This window comes from Flavobacterium lacisediminis (assembly GCF_025909975.1).
GTDB classification, from domain to species: domain Bacteria; phylum Bacteroidota; class Bacteroidia; order Flavobacteriales; family Flavobacteriaceae; genus Flavobacterium; species Flavobacterium lacisediminis.
In genome coordinates this window covers 204,484-221,289 of the sequence record NZ_JAPCIO010000004.1, presented here as the reverse complement: position 1 = coordinate 221,289, position 16,806 = coordinate 204,484, and the positions used below count along the sequence as shown (strand labels likewise).

The window sequence follows — 16,806 nt, the reverse complement described above, 5'->3', positions numbered from 1 at the left end:
CGGCAGCCTTCAAACAAACAAAAACCTAAACTAAATTTTGAACTGGCAATTTTTCGAAAACACTTTGTAAATCGGCTTTCAAGTCTTCAATATCTTCTAAACCAACGGATAAACGAATTAAATCTTTCGTTACTCCGGTTGTGATTTGTTGTTCTTCTGACAATTGTTGGTGCGTTGTACTTGCTGGATGAATGATTAATGATTTCGTGTCACCAATATTCGCTAACAATGAGAAAAATTGAGTCTCATCTGCTACTTTTTTAGCTGATTCATAACCACCTTTTAATCCAAAAGTTACAATCCCGCTTTGTCCTTCTGGTAAATATTGTTGCGCTAAATCATAATATTTTGAAGAAATTAATCCAGGATAATTTACCCAAGCTACTTCTGGACGTTTTTGCAACCATTTCGCTAATTCCAAGGCATTTTCACTGTGTTTTTTGATTCGAATTGCTAAAGTTTCTAATCCTTGAATAATTTGAAATGCATTAAATGGGCTTAACGAAGCTCCTAAATCGCGTAAACCTTCGATTCTAACTTTTGCGATGAAAGAAACTGCACCTAATACTTCATAATATTTTAATCCGTGATAACCTGCTGAAGGTTCTGTGAATTCAGGGAATTTTCCGTTGCTCCAATCGAAATTTCCCGCATCAATGATAACCCCTCCAAGCGAAGTTCCATTCCCACCGATGTATTTGGTTAAGGAATGAATTACGATGTTTGCTCCGTGTTCGATTGGGTTCAGCAAAAATGGAGTTGCCACTGTGTTATCCACAATAAAAGGCACTTTGTAGGTTTGTGCGGCTTTTGAAATGGCTTTTAAATCGAGTACATCTAATTTTGGATTTCCTAAACTTTCGGCGAAAAACACTCGGGTGTTTTCTTGTGCTGCGTTTAAGAAATTTTCAGGATTTGATGGATCTACGAAGGTCGTTGTGATGCCTAATCTAGGCAAAGTCACGTTTAATAAATTGTACGTTCCACCGTATAAACTGTTAGAAGCCACGATGTGGTCGCCAGCTTTTAACAACGTTAATAAAGCAGTTGAGATGGCTGCAGTTCCTGATGCAGTTACGACAGCTCCAATTCCGCCTTCTAATTTAGCCAAACGTTGTTCTAAGATGTCGTTTGTCGGGTTGTTTAATCTTGTATAAATAAAACCAGCTTCGGCTAAACCAAAAAGATTGGCAGCGTGGTCTGAGTTATTGAAAACGTATGATGTGGTTTGGTAAATTGGCACGGCTCTTGTTCCTGCGTTTTTAGTGGTATCGTGTCCTGCGTGTAATGCGTTTGTTGCAAATTTATTTGTGCTCATGATATTTTTATTTTTGATGTTATTGAGTTTTTTAAATGTATTTTATTGATTTTACTGAGTTTGATTCAGCTACACATTCGACAACATCGTCTTGGATTGTAAATTGCTATTTTCATGTTCATTTTAATTTTAATTTTATAGAAATAAAAAACCTCTGCTTTCGACAGAGGTTATATTGAATTAATTTACTTTTAAAATTATGCAATAGGTTTCCTCTGCGGATTGTTCCACATCATCATACACATATTGCACATTGTAAAGTTCATTTTCTATTTCTTTAAGTTTTACAGGGCAAAATTAGATTTATTTTCTACAATAAAAAAATAAATAGATTATTTTTCTAAATTTTGTTATTTAAATCTATTATTATAGAAAAATTATCTTATTGAAAACAAAATAAAAGTTTATAAATCTAAATTATTTCAAAATCTCAAACAATTTTTAAAAACACCCTAACACTAAACACTATAACTAAGAAAGATACAAATAACAAAGCTGCTTTCTGAGGCAATTTTCCTGCTAATTTTGCCGCAATTGGCGAGGCAATAACCCCACCTAGAATAAGCCCTAAAACAATATACCAATGACTCACTCCTAAAGAGGTAAAAAACACTATGGAAGCAGCAAGTGTTACAAAAAACTCAGCCAAACTAACTGTTCCTACCACATATTTAGACTTTCTTCCTTTTGCTAATAATGTTGATGTGACTATTGGTCCCCAACCTCCTCCTCCAAAAGCATCCATAAATCCTCCTGTGAATCCTAACGCGCCTAAAAATTTAATTTTCTTTTTGAACTGAAACTTTTTAAAAGCAATCACGATTAATCGGATACCAATAACAAAAGTATATGCAGATAAAATCAAGTAGGCTAATTTTTCATATTCATTCCCTAAATACACTAAAAATAAAGCGCCTAAAACCGCACCAATTACTCCAAAAGAAGCCAACCAAAAAAGTAATTTCTTGTTTACATTTCCAAATTTGTAATGAGAGAAACCACTTATGGCACTAGAAAACATTTCTGCAGTATGGATACTTCCACTTATGGCGGGCAACTTAACACCTAAAATCATCATACTCGTAGCACAAGTAACCCCATAACCTAAACCCACTGCTCCATCGATCAATTGGGCAACAAAACCAATCAAAAGCATATAATAAAACTCATTTGGCACCTGACTTAGTCCATTTTGAATATCAGAAAGTGAAACTAAAGTAGAACAACCATACCCAATAAAAAACATCAGAAAAGAAGTCGCCAATGTAAAGGCCAAACGTTTATACTTCTTGGTTTCTCTGCTTTTTTGAAAACATTCTGTCAACTTATTTAAATCGGCTAATTTTTGACTAAAATCGCCTTTATGCTTGCTTCTAAAATCGTTTAAAATCGTTAAACTATCCTCAATATTATCGGGAATTACTTCTGTAAAATATTCTCGCATTCGCTTTGCAAGAACTGGCGATTTTCCGTTGGTTGAAATAGCTATTTTTAAACTTCCTTTATTTACAATCGAGCCCAAATAAAAATCACATAAAGCCGGTTGGTCGGCCGCATTTACTTTTATTCCTTTAGATTTGGCTAATCCACGTACTGCCAAATTCACCTCTGGTTTATCTGTTGTGATGATAACAAAATCTTTATTTAACAAATCGATTTCTTCAAACGGTCTTTCGTAAAAAGTAATATTTTGATGCTTGTTCCCAATTTCAACTAATTTTGGATGAAAATAGGTAGCAACAACTGTAATTCTAATTTCAGGATTTTGCCTGAGTAACGTTTCGGTTTTTTCCAAACCAACATTTCCACCACCAACAATTAGAAAATGAGCGGTTTCGGTTTTTAGAAAAACTGGAAAAAGTGTATTCGTCATAATTAGTTCTGTTTAAGAAATGAAGTGAAAAATTGAAAATCGAATTATGTTTCTATCATAATAATCCGTTCCACTTTTTTGTTGCTGAAACCAATTCATATAACCCACTTCAAAAGCTAAATTTGGAGTAACTACATAATTCAAACCCAAATAAATCCTGTTTTGATCAAAGGTGTTTTTTAATATTTGATTCCCAATGTTTAACATTACTTCATCTTTTATTTTTAGTATAATTTTATCTGATTCACCAACTCTTAGCAATGGATAATCGAAACCCAGTTGATATCGGAAACGGAAATTTGAAAAAGCATATCCCGAAGTCAATTCTCCATCTACTTGATTGTGAAAAAAGCGGGCTTCCAACTGATATTTGTGGTTCATTTTTAATAAACCAAAACCTTCAAAATTTACAAAACCAACACTTGGCCGAAGTTCTGGAACCATTAAATTTGATGCCGAATTTGGATCTTGTGGACTTTGTAAAAACAAAGTCATTCCTATTAATGTCGACCAATTATTTACTAGTCTCCTTTCGATATTAGCTCTAAAAACCAATTGATGTTGCGCAACTGGATTGATAAAATGACGCTCTTGTATTTCTGAATGGAGTCTCCAATTTGGATTCAATTGCAGCGTATTATAATAGCCATACCAAATCAATTTTTGATGTTGTATCTTTTTCTGACCATAACTATTTTGAAAAAGTAGCACTGATAAAACCAATGCTACTTTTAAATGGTTTTTAATCTTTAAAAAAGGTTCTAAAAGCAAAATCTCCAAATGTTTCATCAATTGTTTTGTTAGCTACATAATTTGAAAACAAACTATCTACTTCTTCTAAAATTTGACTTTCTGTTTGTTTTTCTTTGTACAGAAAATTCAATCTTTCACCATATCTATCGCCTCCCAACATAAAATTATATTGTCCAGCACCAGTTCCAATAAAACCAAGCTCTGCTACATAAGGGCGACCACAACCGTTTGGACAACCTGTCATTCGTATTGAAATTTCATCCTCAGTTAAACCATGTTTTTCTAATAAAGGTTCAATTTTAGTTACTAATTCTGGTAAATAGCGTTGCGCTTCTGCCAAGGCTAACGGACATGTTGGTAAAGCCACACAAGCCATGGAACTTTTCCGAAGTGCGCTTACTTGTTTTTCAATATCGTGAGCAACCAATAAAGCTTCAACTTTTGACTTATCGTCATCATTAATTTCTCCTAAAATTAAGTTTTGATTACCCGAAAAAATAAAGTTTGAAATCTTTAATTGTGCTAATTCATATAAAAATTGTTTTTGATAAGGCTTCACTACTCCATGCTCTACAAACAATGTATAAAACCATTTACCTTGATGATTTTGTTCCCAACCGAAACGATCGTTTCTTTCGGAAAATTTAAATGGTTGGGCTGGCAACAAATCAAATCCAATTCTACTTTCTAATTCTTTTTTAAATCCTTCTACCGTTAATTTATCAACTGTATATTTTAGTCGAGACAATTTTCTATCCACGCGATTTCCAAAATCTCGTTGTACAGTAAGAATTTCATAGACTGCTTTCAGTGTTTTTTCTTCCGTATCGGTAAACCCAATAATACTTCCCAAACGCGCATAGGTATTCGGATTTCCATGTGTTGTTGCTAATCCGCCACCAATTGCAATATTGAATCCTTTCAATACATCATTTTCAATTACAGCAATCAATCCAATATCATTTGCAAAAACATCTACATCATTGCTTGGCGGAATAGCAATAGCAATTTTAAATTTTCTTGGTAAATATCTATCTTCATACAAAGGATCGGCTTCTGCAGAACGTTCATAAATTTTTTCACCATCGATAAAAACCTCATAATAAGATTGGGTCTTTGGCAATAATAACGTCGAGATTTTATCCGCATATTCGTAAATCTGTTGATGTATTTGAGAAATTTGCGGATGCGAACTCACAATTACATTTCTGTTGACATCGCCACAAGCAGCAATTGAATCCAATTTTGCGGTATTGAAAGCTTGAATCGTTGGTCTTAATTGATGTTTTAACAATCCGTGTAATTGTACCGTTTGCCTTGTTGTAATTTTCAACGTTCCCGTTCCGAATTGTTCCGAAATTTCATGAGTGACTAACCATTGTTCTGCAGAAATTACTCCGCCTGGAATTCGTAACCGAATCATAAATGAATACAATTTATCTAGTTTTTTGGCGGCTCTTTCTGCTCTTCGGTCACGGTCATCTTGTACGTACATACCGTGAAATTTCACTAAAGTTTCGTCGTCTGGACGTACATTTCCTGTATGATTGTCTAAATCGATACTTTCTTTTAAAGTTCCTCTAAGACCATCGCTTTTGGTCTTGATATATTCTACTGCTGATAATTTTTCGCTCATTTTATTTTGCTTTAGGCATTACGCATTAAGCTTTAGGCATATTGCTTACAGCTTATAGCATATTGCTATTTAATACACGTCTTTTTGATATTTTCCTTGATTTTCTAAGTCTTCTAAAATTTGTTTGGCTTGTTCTTCTGAGATATTTCTCTCTTGAGCAATTACGTCAACAATGGCTTGTTCCACATCTTGACTCATTGGATTTTTTTGACCGCAGATATAAATACTTGCTCCATTTTCTAACCAAGAATTAAATTCAGTTGCTTTTTCACGAATTCTGTCTTGTACATAAATTTTGCGTTCTTGGTCACGAGAAAAAGCTGTATCTAATTTGGTCAGCACCCCTGTGGTTAGCCATTCTTGAATTTCGGTTTGATAATAAAAATCGAGTACAAAATGTTGTTCCCCAAAAAACAACCAGTTTTTACCTTCGGCGCCAGTAACATCTCTTTCTGCTAAGAAGCTTCTGAAAGGTGCGATTCCAGTTCCTGGTCCAATCATAATGATATCTGTTTCTTCACTTGGTAGTCGGAAATTTTGATTTTTATGAATGTAGAATTCTAGTGATTCATCTATAGGAAAATCGGCTAAAAACTCTGATGCTAAACCTGATTTTATTTCCTCATCTACTTTAAATTTATTCAGATTTACAGTCAAATGTACTTGTCCGTCATGCGCTTCCGAAGACGAAGAAATGGAATACAATCTTGGGGCAATTGGCAAAAGCAAAGCAATTACTTCTTCTAATTTTACTTTTTTAGGTTGGTATTTATGAATCACATCTAACAAATTAGCTTTCTCTTCATTGATTTCAATTTCAAACAACTTTGAAAAAGCTTCTAGTGATTTTTTAGACAGACCTCGAATATTTTTATCCGCAAGAATTGAATTATTTTCTTCATTAAAATACATTGCAATTGCTTTAATTTCTTCTTCTTTATTTTTCGGAACAATTCCCAAAGCATCGCCAGGTTCATAACTAATTTCGTCATCCGATTCAATTTCAATATGATAGGTTTCTTTGTTAGAACCTGTATCATTCAATACTATCTTATGACTGATTTTTCCTAAATAATTTTTCTTACCAGAAGAAACTATTGAACTTGTTGGTTTGACTTCATTCGTAACATTTGAACCAAAATTTTGAAGCACTTTTTGTAAATCTGATTCCCAAATTGAAACCGTTTCAGCAAAATCAACATCCGCTTTTACCAAGGGCAATAAACGATTTGCTCCTTTCTCTACCAGAACTTCATCTAACAAAACTCCTGCATTACAAAATAGCGGATAAGAAGAATCTCCAAGTCCTAAAACAGCAAAAGAAACTTTGCTTAAATTCGCATTTGTAGCTTTTAAATTCTCATAAAACGCAACGGCATTCTGAGGAAATTCGCCTTCACCTTGCGTACTCATCACAAACAACACTAGAGTTTCTTTCTCAAGTTTGTTAATGTCAAATTGGAACACATCAATCGCTTTAGCTTGAATTTTATTCTTTTTGAAATTCGCCAATAAACTAGAAGCTACTTTTTTAGAATTTCCTGTTTCAGTTCCGTAAATAATTAATGGTTTTACAGTAACTGCTATTGGGTTTTCAATAGTTGGAACCGCATTTTTAATCAGATTTTTATCTAAAAACCCAGCTAAATAGCCTTTTGTCCAAATAATTTCTTCTGTTGATGCACTTTGCACCAATTGTTGTAATAGTGATAGTTTAGTTTCAGATAGCATTTTGGTAAATATTTTTATGATTATCGAAATAGGATTCAGATGAATTTTTCTCGGCAAACCAAGCAAAATCATGATGCAAATTCACTACTTTACCGATGATTAATAAGGTGGGAACATATTCGAATTCTGGTAAAGATTTACTTTGTATTTCTTCAAAAGAAAACACACTTGTTTTTTGATTTGGAGTGGTCGCTTGTTGCACTACAGCAATTCCTTTGGATGTATCAATTCCGAAATTTAAAAGCTGTTTTGTCAGCACATCTAATCGTTGACCGCTCATATAAAAAACCAAAGTATCTTCAGTTGTTGCCCAATCTTGCCATTGATTTTGATTCACAGCGTTTAAATCATACAATGTTAAAAAACGCACCCCTCTTGAATATCCTCTAGCTGTTAAAGGAATTCCTGTGTAAGAAGCCGCACCAAAAGCAGCTGAAATTCCCGGGATAATTTCATACGGAATATTATTGCTTTTTACTGCATGTAATTCATCTAATACATTAGAAAAGAGAGTAGCATCACCTCCTTTTAACCTTAACACTAGTTTATCTTGCAATGCAAACTCAACAATAAGTTCGTTAATATCTTTTTGAGGTGTCCAAATTCCTTTCGAACATTGTTTGCCAACATAAATTACTTCAGCATCTTTACGCGCATACTCTTCAATTAATTCAGGCGAAACCAATCTATCGGTTAAAACTACATCTGCTGTTTGCAAATATTTTAGTGCTTTCAGACTTATTAAATCGGGATCCCCTGGACCTGCTCCTGCTAAAATCACCTTTCCTTTTTTTGCTATTTGTATCATTGTATTTTTTTGAAATTAGGCATAGAAATGGCTGCTCCGTATTTAAATCGGAGTGAAATCTCTACAATAAATTACTGATTTTTAGAACAATCCTTCTATGGAAAGATATCGTTCTCCGGTATCGTAATTAAAGGTTAACACTACAGCATCATCAGGTAATGAGGCTACTTTTTTTGCTACTGCTGCCAATGAAGCACCCGTTGAAATTCCTACTAAAATCCCTTCTTGTTTGGCAATATTTCTGGTATATTCAAAGGCTTCATCTTTTGAAACTTGAATCACCTCATCGATTAAATTTTCGTGATAATTTTCTGGAATAAAACCAGCACCAATTCCTTGAAGCGGATGTGGCGAAGGACTTCCTCCACTCAAAACCGGTGATAATTCTGGCTCCACTGCAATTACTTTTACATTTGGAAATTTAGTCTTAACAACTGCAGCTACTCCTGATATATGTCCACCTGTTCCTACACCTGTAATAATATAATCTAATCCATTTGGAAAATCAGTTAAAATTTCTTGAGCAGTTGTTTTTTGATGTACTTCAACATTTGCTGGGTTTTTAAACTGTGAAGGCGACCATGCATTTGGTGTTTGAGAAACTAATTCAGCAGCTCTTTCAATGGCACCTTTCATACCTTTTTCACGAGGTGTTAAATCGAATTCGGCACCGTAAATTTCCATTAATTTTCTACGTTCTACACTCATCGATTCTGGCATTACTAAAATTACTTTATAGCCTTTCACAGCTGCTACTAATGCCAATCCAATTCCGGTGTTTCCAGAAGTTGGTTCAATAATCACGCTATTTGAATTTAGTAATCCTTTTGATTCAGCATCTTCAATCATTGCTAAGGCAATTCTATCTTTTATACTGTTTCCTGGATTCGTGCGTTCTAATTTTATAAATACATTTTTATTAGCTCCGAAAAGCTTATTTATTTTTACAACTGGCGTATTTCCAATGGTTTCTAAGATATTATTTACTTTCATCTTACTAAGTTTTATTTTTTTAAATACTAAAATCGATAATGTTGTTGTACTCTATTTTTGTTTTCACGATGATTTCGCTTTTATGATACACTAGCGATTGTGCAGGAATGGATTCGGTTATCCATACATTTCCGCCAATTATAGCTCCTTTTCCAATAGTTGTATTTCCTCCTAAAATTGTGGCATTGGCATAAATTATTACATCATCTTCAATCGTAGGATGTCTTTTTTCTTTTGCTTTCTCTTTACTAACACTTAATGCTCCAAGCGTTACACCTTGATAAATTTTAACATTGCTTCCTATTTTTGCTGTCTCACCAATTACAATTCCAGTTCCATGATCGATAAAGAAACTCTTTCCAATATTGGCTCCAGGATGAATATCAATACCTGTTTTACTGTGTGCCAATTCTGAAAGTACTCTTGGCAAAATATTCACTTTATGCACCCATAAATAATTTGCAATTCGATAAACGAAAATGGCAAAAAAACCAGGATAAGCTAGAAGCACTTCGGCTCTTGATTTTGCAGCTGGATCAAAATCTAAAATAGCTTCTAAATCAGACAACAAATCGGAATGAATTGCAACTAAACTCTCGAAAAAACTGGTTGTAAAATCTATTTCCGAAACAACTTCTGATTGCTTTAACAATATTTGTAACTCATTTCTTAAAATCAATTCCTTTTCTTGAAACGAATCATAGTCCAAACATTCTTCTTGAGTGCAAAACAACCATGCAAATAGATTTTGCAACCAATTTTCTGCTTTGGTTTTATCAAGAAAGTTTCGCTTTTCTTTTAAATTTCTTTGGAATAACAGTTCGCTATTGAAATTGGATTGATTCATATTCTTTTTAATTTTCTAAAAACATTAAAGCGCCTACCGTATTAAATGTGGTTTCATCAATTAGAATAGCATTTCCAGATTTTGCATTTTTATCAAAAGGATCAAAAAACAAGGGTTGATTAGTTTTTAAAGTTATCTGAGCAATATCGTTTAATTTGATTTCTTCTGTTGGTGTAAATTGCCATTCATTAATATTCCATTTTTGATTAATCGATTGAATTTTTACTCTTACATTTTTAAATCGATGCTGTAGCAAATAGGTTTTCCCTAATTGAAGTTGGGCATTATCTAACCAAGAAATCCAAGTATTAATTTGATTGGATTCAGTTGGTAATTGATTTGATAATACAATTGTATCACCTCGGCTGACATCAATATTATTCTCAAAATGCAACACCACGTTATCTCCTGCTTTTGCTACATCGATTGTTTCTAAATTGTTTTCGATTTTTACAATTTTAGTTGTTATTCTTGCGGGTAAAATGGTTATCTCATCACCTACTTTGTAACTTCCGCTTAAAACTAAACCGGCATAACCTCGATAATCGTGATTTACTTCATCTTTTGGACGAATGACCCATTGCACCTGAAAACGAGATTCTAGATTCACTGTGGTTTCAACTTCTATATCTTCTAATGTTTCTAACAATGCTTTTCCTTGGTACCAAGGCGTATTTTCAGATTTTGTTACGATATTATCCCCAACCAAAGCACTAACTGGTATGTAACTAATTTCGTTATAATTTAACTCTGATTTAATGGCCTCAAAATCAGCTTTAATTTGATTGAAAACCGCTTCAGAGTAGTTTAGTAAATCAATTTTATTCACTGCAATAATTACTTTTTTAAGTCCCATTAACGAGCCAATACTTGCATGTCGCTTGGTTTGTTCTGTAATCCCTTTTCTGGCGTCGACAAGAATAATAATCAAATCAGAATTGGAAGCTCCCGTAATCATATTTCGTGTGTATTGTTCATGTCCTGGAGCATCCGCTATAATGAATTTTCTCTTTTTAGTAGAAAAGTATTTGTAAGCCACGTCAATTGTAATCCCTTGTTCACGTTCGGCACGAAGTCCATCGGTAATTAATGACAAATCGATATCAACACCTTCTTGTTTCGTTTGTTTTTGTAAAACCCCTAATTGATCCGTATGAATACTATCAGAATCATATAAAAGACGTCCGATTAAAGTACTTTTGCCATCGTCTACATTTCCTGCTGTTATAAATCTTAATGTGTTCATTTGCTTTTTGTTTCAAGTTTAAAAATATCCTTGTTTTTTTCTGTCTTCCATAGCTGCTTCTGAGAGTTGATCATCTAAACGAGTTTGTCCTCTTTCACTTATTCTGGTTTGAATGATATCATCAATAATGTCTTGAATAGTTGCTGCTTCAGAAGGTACTGCTGCCGTACAAGTCATATCACCAACGGTTCTATATCGTACTTTTTCAATCACCACCTCATCATCTTCTAAAGGTTGAATAAATTTGGATGTTGCTACCAATTTATCTTGATGAACAATACATTCTCTATCATGTGCAAAGTATAGACTTGGTAATTCAATGTTATATTTTTGAATGTAATTCCAAACATCTAATTCGGTCCAATTACTTATTGGAAAAACCCGAACATTATGCCCTTTTTGCACTTTTCCGTTTAAAATATCCCATAATTCGGGGCGCTGTAATTTTGGATCCCATTGTCCAAAATCATCCCTAACCGAAAAAATACGTTCTTTGGCTCTTGCTTTTTCTTCATCTCTTCTTGCTCCACCAATACATGCATCAAATTGATTTTCTTCAATGGCATCCAAAAGAGCATAGGTTTGTAATGCATTTCTCGATGGAAAACGACCTGCCGTTTCTTGCAAATTGTATTTTTTAATACTATCTTCTACCGAAGCAACAATTAGTTTTTCACCAATTTTATTTGCTAAGTAATCTCTAAATTCAATCGCTTCAGGAAAATTATGTCCGGTATCAATATGCACTAAAGGAAACGGAAATTTTCCTGGTCGAAATGCTTTTAATGCTAAGTGCACCAATACAATGGAATCTTTACCTCCAGAAAACAGTAATGCTGGTTTTTCAAATTGCGCCGCAGTTTCTCTAAGTATATAAATCGCTTCGTTTTCTAATTGTTCTAAATATTGATTTGTTATTGCCATTTTATTATTTTTCGGTTAGTAATTTATCTGTGTAAGCCGCATTCTTTTTTTGTTTTATCTTCCCACCACCAACGTCCTGCTCTAAAATCTTCCCCTGGTTTTAAAGCTCTGGTACATGGAGCACAACCAATACTTACAAAGTTTTCATCGTGAAGCGTGTTGTATGGAACTCCAAATTTTTTTAAATACGTTACCACATCTTCTGTTGACCAATTGAGTAATGGATTGTATTTGTACAACTGCCTTTCTTCATCCCATTCTATTTTTTTTAAAGTATTTCTATTTTCCGATTGTTCTGCTCGTAAACCTGTGATCCAAATCTTAGCGCCTTTTAAAGCTCTTCCCAACGGCGCTACTTTTCTAATAAAACAACACTCTTTTCTTAATTCTATAGTATTATAAAAGGCATTAATTCCATTTTCATTTACGTATTTTTCTACTTTTTCAGTATTGGGATAATAGGCTTTTATTTTTTTATTGTATTGAAGTAATGTTTTATCCCAAACCGCATAGGTTTCCGCAAAAAATCGTCCCGTGTCTAATGTAAATACTTCTATATTGTTTAAATTTTGAGAAAAAATTTCATGCGATATTACTTGATCTTCTATCCCAAAACTGGTCGAAAAAACTATCTTTTCATTAAAATTGTTAGCTAAAAAATCAAGTTCAAGCTCTAGATTATTAGTGGTTTCTAAAAACTGTATAAGCTTTGTATTCATAAATTTATTTTGAGATTAGACATAAAAAAACCTCTGCTTTCGACAGAGGTTATATTGAATTAATTTACTTTTAAAATTATGCAATAGGTTTCCTCTGCGGATTATTCCACATCATCATACACATATTGCACATTGTAAAGTTCATTTCTATTTCTTTTAATTTGACAGGGCAAAATTAGATTTATTTTCTACAATAAAAAAATAAATAGATTATTTTTCTAAATTTTGTGGTTTAAAATAAATAAAATAGATTTATTTTCATTAAAAATGAATTATTAATGGAAAAATAATCTATAAAAAAGACGGTTTCATAATTCTTCAATTAATAAACTATAAAAAAAAGTGAACAACTATTTGGAATTCAATTTCATTTCATACATTTGCAAACGAAAACAAAGAGGAAAAATTTGAACTGATTGCAACCTCATTAAAAAAATGCTAAAGCAGTATTACTACTCCTTTACGCAATCTCTGCAATTATTTTTCCTCGCTAAATTTTAAAAATAATTTATTATGGCTTATTTATTTACGTCAGAATCAGTGAGTGAAGGACATCCTGACAAAGTTGCGGATCAAATTTCAGACGCATTAATTGATAACTTTTTAGCATTTGACCCTGAGTCAAAAGTAGCTTGTGAAACATTAGTTACAACAGGTCAGGTAATTTTAGCTGGAGAAGTAAAATCAAACACTTATTTAGATGTACAAACTATCGCAAGAGATGTAATCAAGAAAATTGGTTACACGAAAAGCGAATATATGTTCGAAGCAAATTCTTGTGGAGTTTTATCTGCTATTCACGAACAATCTGCCGATATTAATCAAGGAGTTGACAGAGCAAGTAAAGAAGAGCAAGGCGCTGGTGACCAAGGAATGATGTTTGGTTATGCTACAAATGAAACTGCTGAGTTCATGCCGTTAGCTTTGAAATTATCTCATCAATTATTACAAGATTTAGCAGATTTAAGAAGAGAAAACAACGAAATCACTTATTTACGTCCAGACGCTAAATCTCAAGTTACTTTAGAATATTCTGATGATAACAAGCCTGTTCGTATTGATGCTATTGTAGTTTCAACTCAACACGATGATTTTGCTGATGAACCAACAATGTTAGCGAAAATCAAAAAAGACATTATTGAAATTTTGATTCCAAGAGTAATCGCTAAAAATCCTCAATACGCTCATTTATTTAATGATGCTATTAAATACCACATTAACCCAACAGGAAAATTCGTAATTGGAGGACCTCACGGAGATACTGGTTTAACTGGAAGAAAAATTATCGTAGATACTTATGGCGGAAAAGGTGCTCACGGTGGTGGTGCTTTCTCAGGAAAAGACCCATCTAAAGTAGACCGTTCTGCTGCTTATGCTACACGTCATATTGCTAAAAATTTAGTTGCTGCTGGTGTAGCTGATGAAATTTTAGTACAAGTTTCTTACGCAATTGGAGTTGCTGAACCAACATCTATCAACGTAAACACTTACGGAACTGCAAAAGTAAGCTTAACTGATGGAGAAATCAGCAAAGTAGTAGAAAGCATTTTTGATATGCGTCCTTACTTTATTGAACAACGTTTAAAATTAAGAAATCCAATTTATAGTGAAACTGCTGCTTACGGACACATGGGAAGAACTCCTGAAACCGTAACTAAAACATTTACCGCTCCAGGAGGAGAATCTAAAACGTTAACAGTTGAATTATTCACTTGGGAAAAATTAGATTTCGTAGACAAAGTAAAAGCAGCTTTTAATATCTAAGAATCTGCTGAATACAAAATAGTTAAACCCATTTATTTTCGAATAAATGGGTTTTTTAATTACGGATTTTATACTTTAGCAAAAAATTCATTTTTAATGAAAACCTTTATACAAATATTCTTTTTTGTGACTTTATTTAATAGTTTCAAAGTTTTTTCACAAATTGGAATTAACACTACAAATCCAAAATCCACATTAGATATTGTAGCAACTGATAGTAACTCACCATCAAATTCGGATGGAATTCTAATTCCAAGAGTTAATAATTTTCCAGTTATTAATCCAACAAGCGATCAAAATGGTTTATTAATTTATCTTACAACAACTGCAGGAAATAATGCACCTGGTTTTTATTATTGGGACAACAATACTACTTCATGGAATTCTGTAACAAACACAAAAAATGTTTGGCTGATAAATGGAAACACGAATACCAATCCAAACAACAATTACATTGGAACGAAAGATAATACGGACTTCGTTTTTAGAAGAAATAACAACCATTCTGGAATTATAGCTATCAACAATACTTCTTTTGGAAACAATTCGTATAAGCCAATCGGGAGTAGCTCTAACAATACTGCTTTTGGTAGTTTTTCATTAAGTAGTACCACTAATGGAAATTCAAATACAGCTATTGGATTTAACACCTTGAAAAACAATACTACGGGTTATTCTAACAGTGCAATGGGCGCTCAAGCCATGACGAATAATACAGTTGGAAACTCCAACACAGCATTAGGAATATATTCTTTAAACAATAATACTACGGGAAACTCCAACACTTCAATTGGATCAAATTCATTATTGATGAATATTTCAGGAAATGAAAATTCTACCCTAGGAACTAATAGCTTATATAATAACACTAATGGAAATTATAATGTAGCCATTGGAACTTACTCACTTTATAGTAACACTAGCGGAAACAATAATACTGGACTAGGTTCTTACACTTTAACAGCTAATTCAACCGGAAACAATAACGTTGGAATTGGTTTAGCTTCCTTAAGTTTCAACACTACAGGATCTCAAAACACTTCAATTGGTAATAATTCTTTAAATAACAACACCATAGGTTTTCAGAATACTGCTGTTGGTTCTTTTTCTTTGTATAAATCAAAAACAGGGAATCAGAATACTGGAATAGGAAGCTACACATTATATAACAACAATTCTGGCTCAAACAATACAGCTATTGGTTTCAATAGTTTGTATAATAATATATCAGGGAATAACAATAGTGCTTTTGGGAACAATGCTTTGTTCAGTTCAACCGCTGGAATAGGAAATTCAGCTTTTGGAAACCAATCTTTATTTGCAAATACTGGAAATAACAATAGTGCTTTTGGAGAATTCACTTTAAAATCAAACACTACTGGAAATAATAATGTAGCTGTTGGAGCAAATTCATTGGAAAATAATACAACTGGAAGTTTCAATACTAGCATAGGGAACAATGCTTCTAAAAACAACAATACAGGAGAAAACAATGTGAGTTTGGGCTACAATTCTTTGTTAAATACTACTTCAGGAAACCAAAATGTTTCTTTGGGAAACAATTCCTTATTTAACAACATTAATGGCTCTTTTAACACAAGCATTGGAAACAACGGATTAATTTCAAATAATACTGGAAATCACAATACCGCCATTGGCTACAATGCTTACAATTCTGGAGATTACAACAATTCAACTGCAATTGGATTTAACGCTTATATTTCGGGAGACAATCAAATTAGACTTGGTAATTTTGATATTACAAGTATTGGCGGGGCTGTTGGATGGTCTAATTTATCAGATGGACGCCTGAAAGAAAACATACAAAATAATGTTGTAGGATTAGATTTTATTTTAAATCTAAAACCTGTCACTTATAATTATAATTTCAAAGCTATTGATCCAAAAAGCCAAAACAACACTATAAGATATTCTGGATTTATTGCACAAGATGTTGAAGAAACAGCTAAAAAAGCAAACTACGATTTTAGTGGCGTAGATGTACCTAAAAACAAAAATGATTTTTACAGTTTACGTTATGCTGAATTTGTAGTTCCAATTGTAAAATCAATACAAGAACAGCAAAAAACAATTGAAGCATTAAAACTAGAATTAGAACTTCAAAAACAAAAAAACGAAGCTTTAGAAAAAAGGCTTAAAGCAATTGAAGAAAAACTTAATTAAATAAAAAGTC

Annotated in this window: 13 protein-coding genes; 2 read left to right on the top strand and 11 right to left on the bottom strand. The window is 33.0% G+C overall.

Annotation, left to right across the window (positions count from 1 at the left end):
• Positions 1–25: 25 nt before the first annotated feature.
• The 11 genes from OJ995_RS07955 to OJ995_RS07905 form a co-directional block, all read right to left on the bottom strand.
• Complete coding sequence (locus OJ995_RS07955) at positions 26–1,318, bottom strand: O-acetylhomoserine aminocarboxypropyltransferase/cysteine synthase family protein (protein WP_264368928.1); 1,293 nt, start codon at positions 1,316–1,318, stop codon at positions 26–28.
• A 430-nt stretch (positions 1,319–1,748) separates the two neighbouring features.
• Complete coding sequence (locus OJ995_RS07950; RefSeq protein ID WP_264368927.1) at positions 1,749–3,191, bottom strand: TSUP family transporter; 1,443 nt, start codon at positions 3,189–3,191, stop codon at positions 1,749–1,751.
• A 12-nt stretch (positions 3,192–3,203) separates the two neighbouring features.
• The gene (locus OJ995_RS07945; RefSeq protein ID WP_264368926.1) at positions 3,204–3,980 is read right to left on the bottom strand and encodes a DUF2490 domain-containing protein; all 777 of its coding nucleotides are present in this window, start codon (positions 3,978–3,980) and stop codon (positions 3,204–3,206) included.
• Positions 3,934–5,580 carry an NADPH-dependent assimilatory sulfite reductase hemoprotein subunit gene (locus OJ995_RS07940; RefSeq protein WP_264368925.1) on the bottom strand — a complete coding sequence of 549 codons (1,647 nt, stop codon included), beginning with the start codon at positions 5,578–5,580 and terminating at the stop codon, positions 3,934–3,936. The genes OJ995_RS07945 and OJ995_RS07940 overlap by 47 nt, the downstream gene beginning before the upstream one ends.
• A gap of 69 nt (positions 5,581–5,649) precedes the next feature.
• A complete protein-coding gene (locus OJ995_RS07935; RefSeq protein WP_264368924.1) occupies positions 5,650–7,311 on the bottom strand; it encodes a diflavin oxidoreductase in 1,662 nt (553 codons plus the stop codon).
• Positions 7,301–8,119, bottom strand: a complete 819-nt coding sequence (cobA, locus tag OJ995_RS07930) for a uroporphyrinogen-III C-methyltransferase (protein ID WP_264368923.1) — start codon at positions 8,117–8,119, stop codon at positions 7,301–7,303. The genes OJ995_RS07935 and cobA overlap by 11 nt, the downstream gene beginning before the upstream one ends.
• 81 nt (positions 8,120–8,200) lie before the next feature.
• Complete coding sequence (gene cysK / locus OJ995_RS07925) at positions 8,201–9,112, bottom strand: cysteine synthase A (protein WP_264368922.1); 912 nt, start codon at positions 9,110–9,112, stop codon at positions 8,201–8,203.
• 19 nt (positions 9,113–9,131) lie between these two features.
• On the bottom strand, positions 9,132–9,959 hold the full coding sequence (epsC, locus tag OJ995_RS07920; RefSeq protein WP_264368921.1) for a serine O-acetyltransferase EpsC: 828 nt from the start codon (positions 9,957–9,959) through the stop codon (positions 9,132–9,134).
• Between the two features lie 7 nt (positions 9,960–9,966).
• Positions 9,967–11,205, bottom strand: a complete 1,239-nt coding sequence (locus OJ995_RS07915) for a sulfate adenylyltransferase subunit 1 (protein WP_264368920.1) — start codon at positions 11,203–11,205, stop codon at positions 9,967–9,969.
• Between the two features lie 18 nt (positions 11,206–11,223).
• On the bottom strand, positions 11,224–12,129 hold the full coding sequence (cysD, locus tag OJ995_RS07910) for a sulfate adenylyltransferase subunit CysD (RefSeq protein ID WP_264368919.1): 906 nt from the start codon (positions 12,127–12,129) through the stop codon (positions 11,224–11,226).
• 23 nt (positions 12,130–12,152) lie between these two features.
• Positions 12,153–12,848, bottom strand: a complete 696-nt coding sequence (locus tag OJ995_RS07905; protein ID WP_264368918.1) for a phosphoadenylyl-sulfate reductase — start codon at positions 12,846–12,848, stop codon at positions 12,153–12,155.
• Positions 12,849–13,361: 513 nt separating this feature from the next.
• Between OJ995_RS07905 and metK the strand changes: the two genes are divergently transcribed.
• On the top strand, positions 13,362–14,612 hold the full coding sequence (gene metK, locus OJ995_RS07900) for a methionine adenosyltransferase (protein ID WP_264368917.1): 1,251 nt from the start codon (positions 13,362–13,364) through the stop codon (positions 14,610–14,612).
• A gap of 96 nt (positions 14,613–14,708) precedes the next feature.
• Entirely contained in the window at positions 14,709–16,796 is a 2,088-nt protein-coding gene (locus OJ995_RS07895; protein ID WP_264368916.1) for a phage tail-like protein, read from the top strand.
• The last annotated feature ends 10 nt before the right edge of the window (positions 16,797–16,806 follow it).

What these genes read in the sequence shown, in the direction of transcription:
- OJ995_RS07955 (WP_264368928.1), bottom strand. Translation starts at nt 1,318, where the DNA reads ATGAGCACAAATAAATTTGCAACAAACGCATTACACGCAGGACACGAT.
- OJ995_RS07950 (WP_264368927.1), bottom strand. Translation starts at nt 3,191, where the DNA reads ATGACGAATACACTTTTTCCAGTTTTTCTAAAAACCGAAACCGCTCAT.
- OJ995_RS07945 (WP_264368926.1), bottom strand. Translation starts at nt 3,980, where the DNA reads ATGAAACATTTGGAGATTTTGCTTTTAGAACCTTTTTTAAAGATTAAA.
- OJ995_RS07940 (WP_264368925.1), bottom strand. Translation starts at nt 5,580, where the DNA reads ATGAGCGAAAAATTATCAGCAGTAGAATATATCAAGACCAAAAGCGAT.
- OJ995_RS07935 (WP_264368924.1), bottom strand. Translation starts at nt 7,311, where the DNA reads ATGCTATCTGAAACTAAACTATCACTATTACAACAATTGGTGCAAAGT.
- cobA (WP_264368923.1), bottom strand. Translation starts at nt 8,119, where the DNA reads ATGATACAAATAGCAAAAAAAGGAAAGGTGATTTTAGCAGGAGCAGGT.
- cysK (WP_264368922.1), bottom strand. Translation starts at nt 9,112, where the DNA reads ATGAAAGTAAATAATATCTTAGAAACCATTGGAAATACGCCAGTTGTA.
- epsC (WP_264368921.1), bottom strand. Translation starts at nt 9,959, where the DNA reads ATGAATCAATCCAATTTCAATAGCGAACTGTTATTCCAAAGAAATTTA.
- OJ995_RS07915 (WP_264368920.1), bottom strand. Translation starts at nt 11,205, where the DNA reads ATGAACACATTAAGATTTATAACAGCAGGAAATGTAGACGATGGCAAA.
- cysD (WP_264368919.1), bottom strand. Translation starts at nt 12,129, where the DNA reads ATGGCAATAACAAATCAATATTTAGAACAATTAGAAAACGAAGCGATT.
- OJ995_RS07905 (WP_264368918.1), bottom strand. Translation starts at nt 12,848, where the DNA reads ATGAATACAAAGCTTATACAGTTTTTAGAAACCACTAATAATCTAGAG.
- metK (WP_264368917.1), top strand. Translation starts at nt 13,362, where the DNA reads ATGGCTTATTTATTTACGTCAGAATCAGTGAGTGAAGGACATCCTGAC.
- OJ995_RS07895 (WP_264368916.1), top strand. Translation starts at nt 14,709, where the DNA reads ATGAAAACCTTTATACAAATATTCTTTTTTGTGACTTTATTTAATAGT.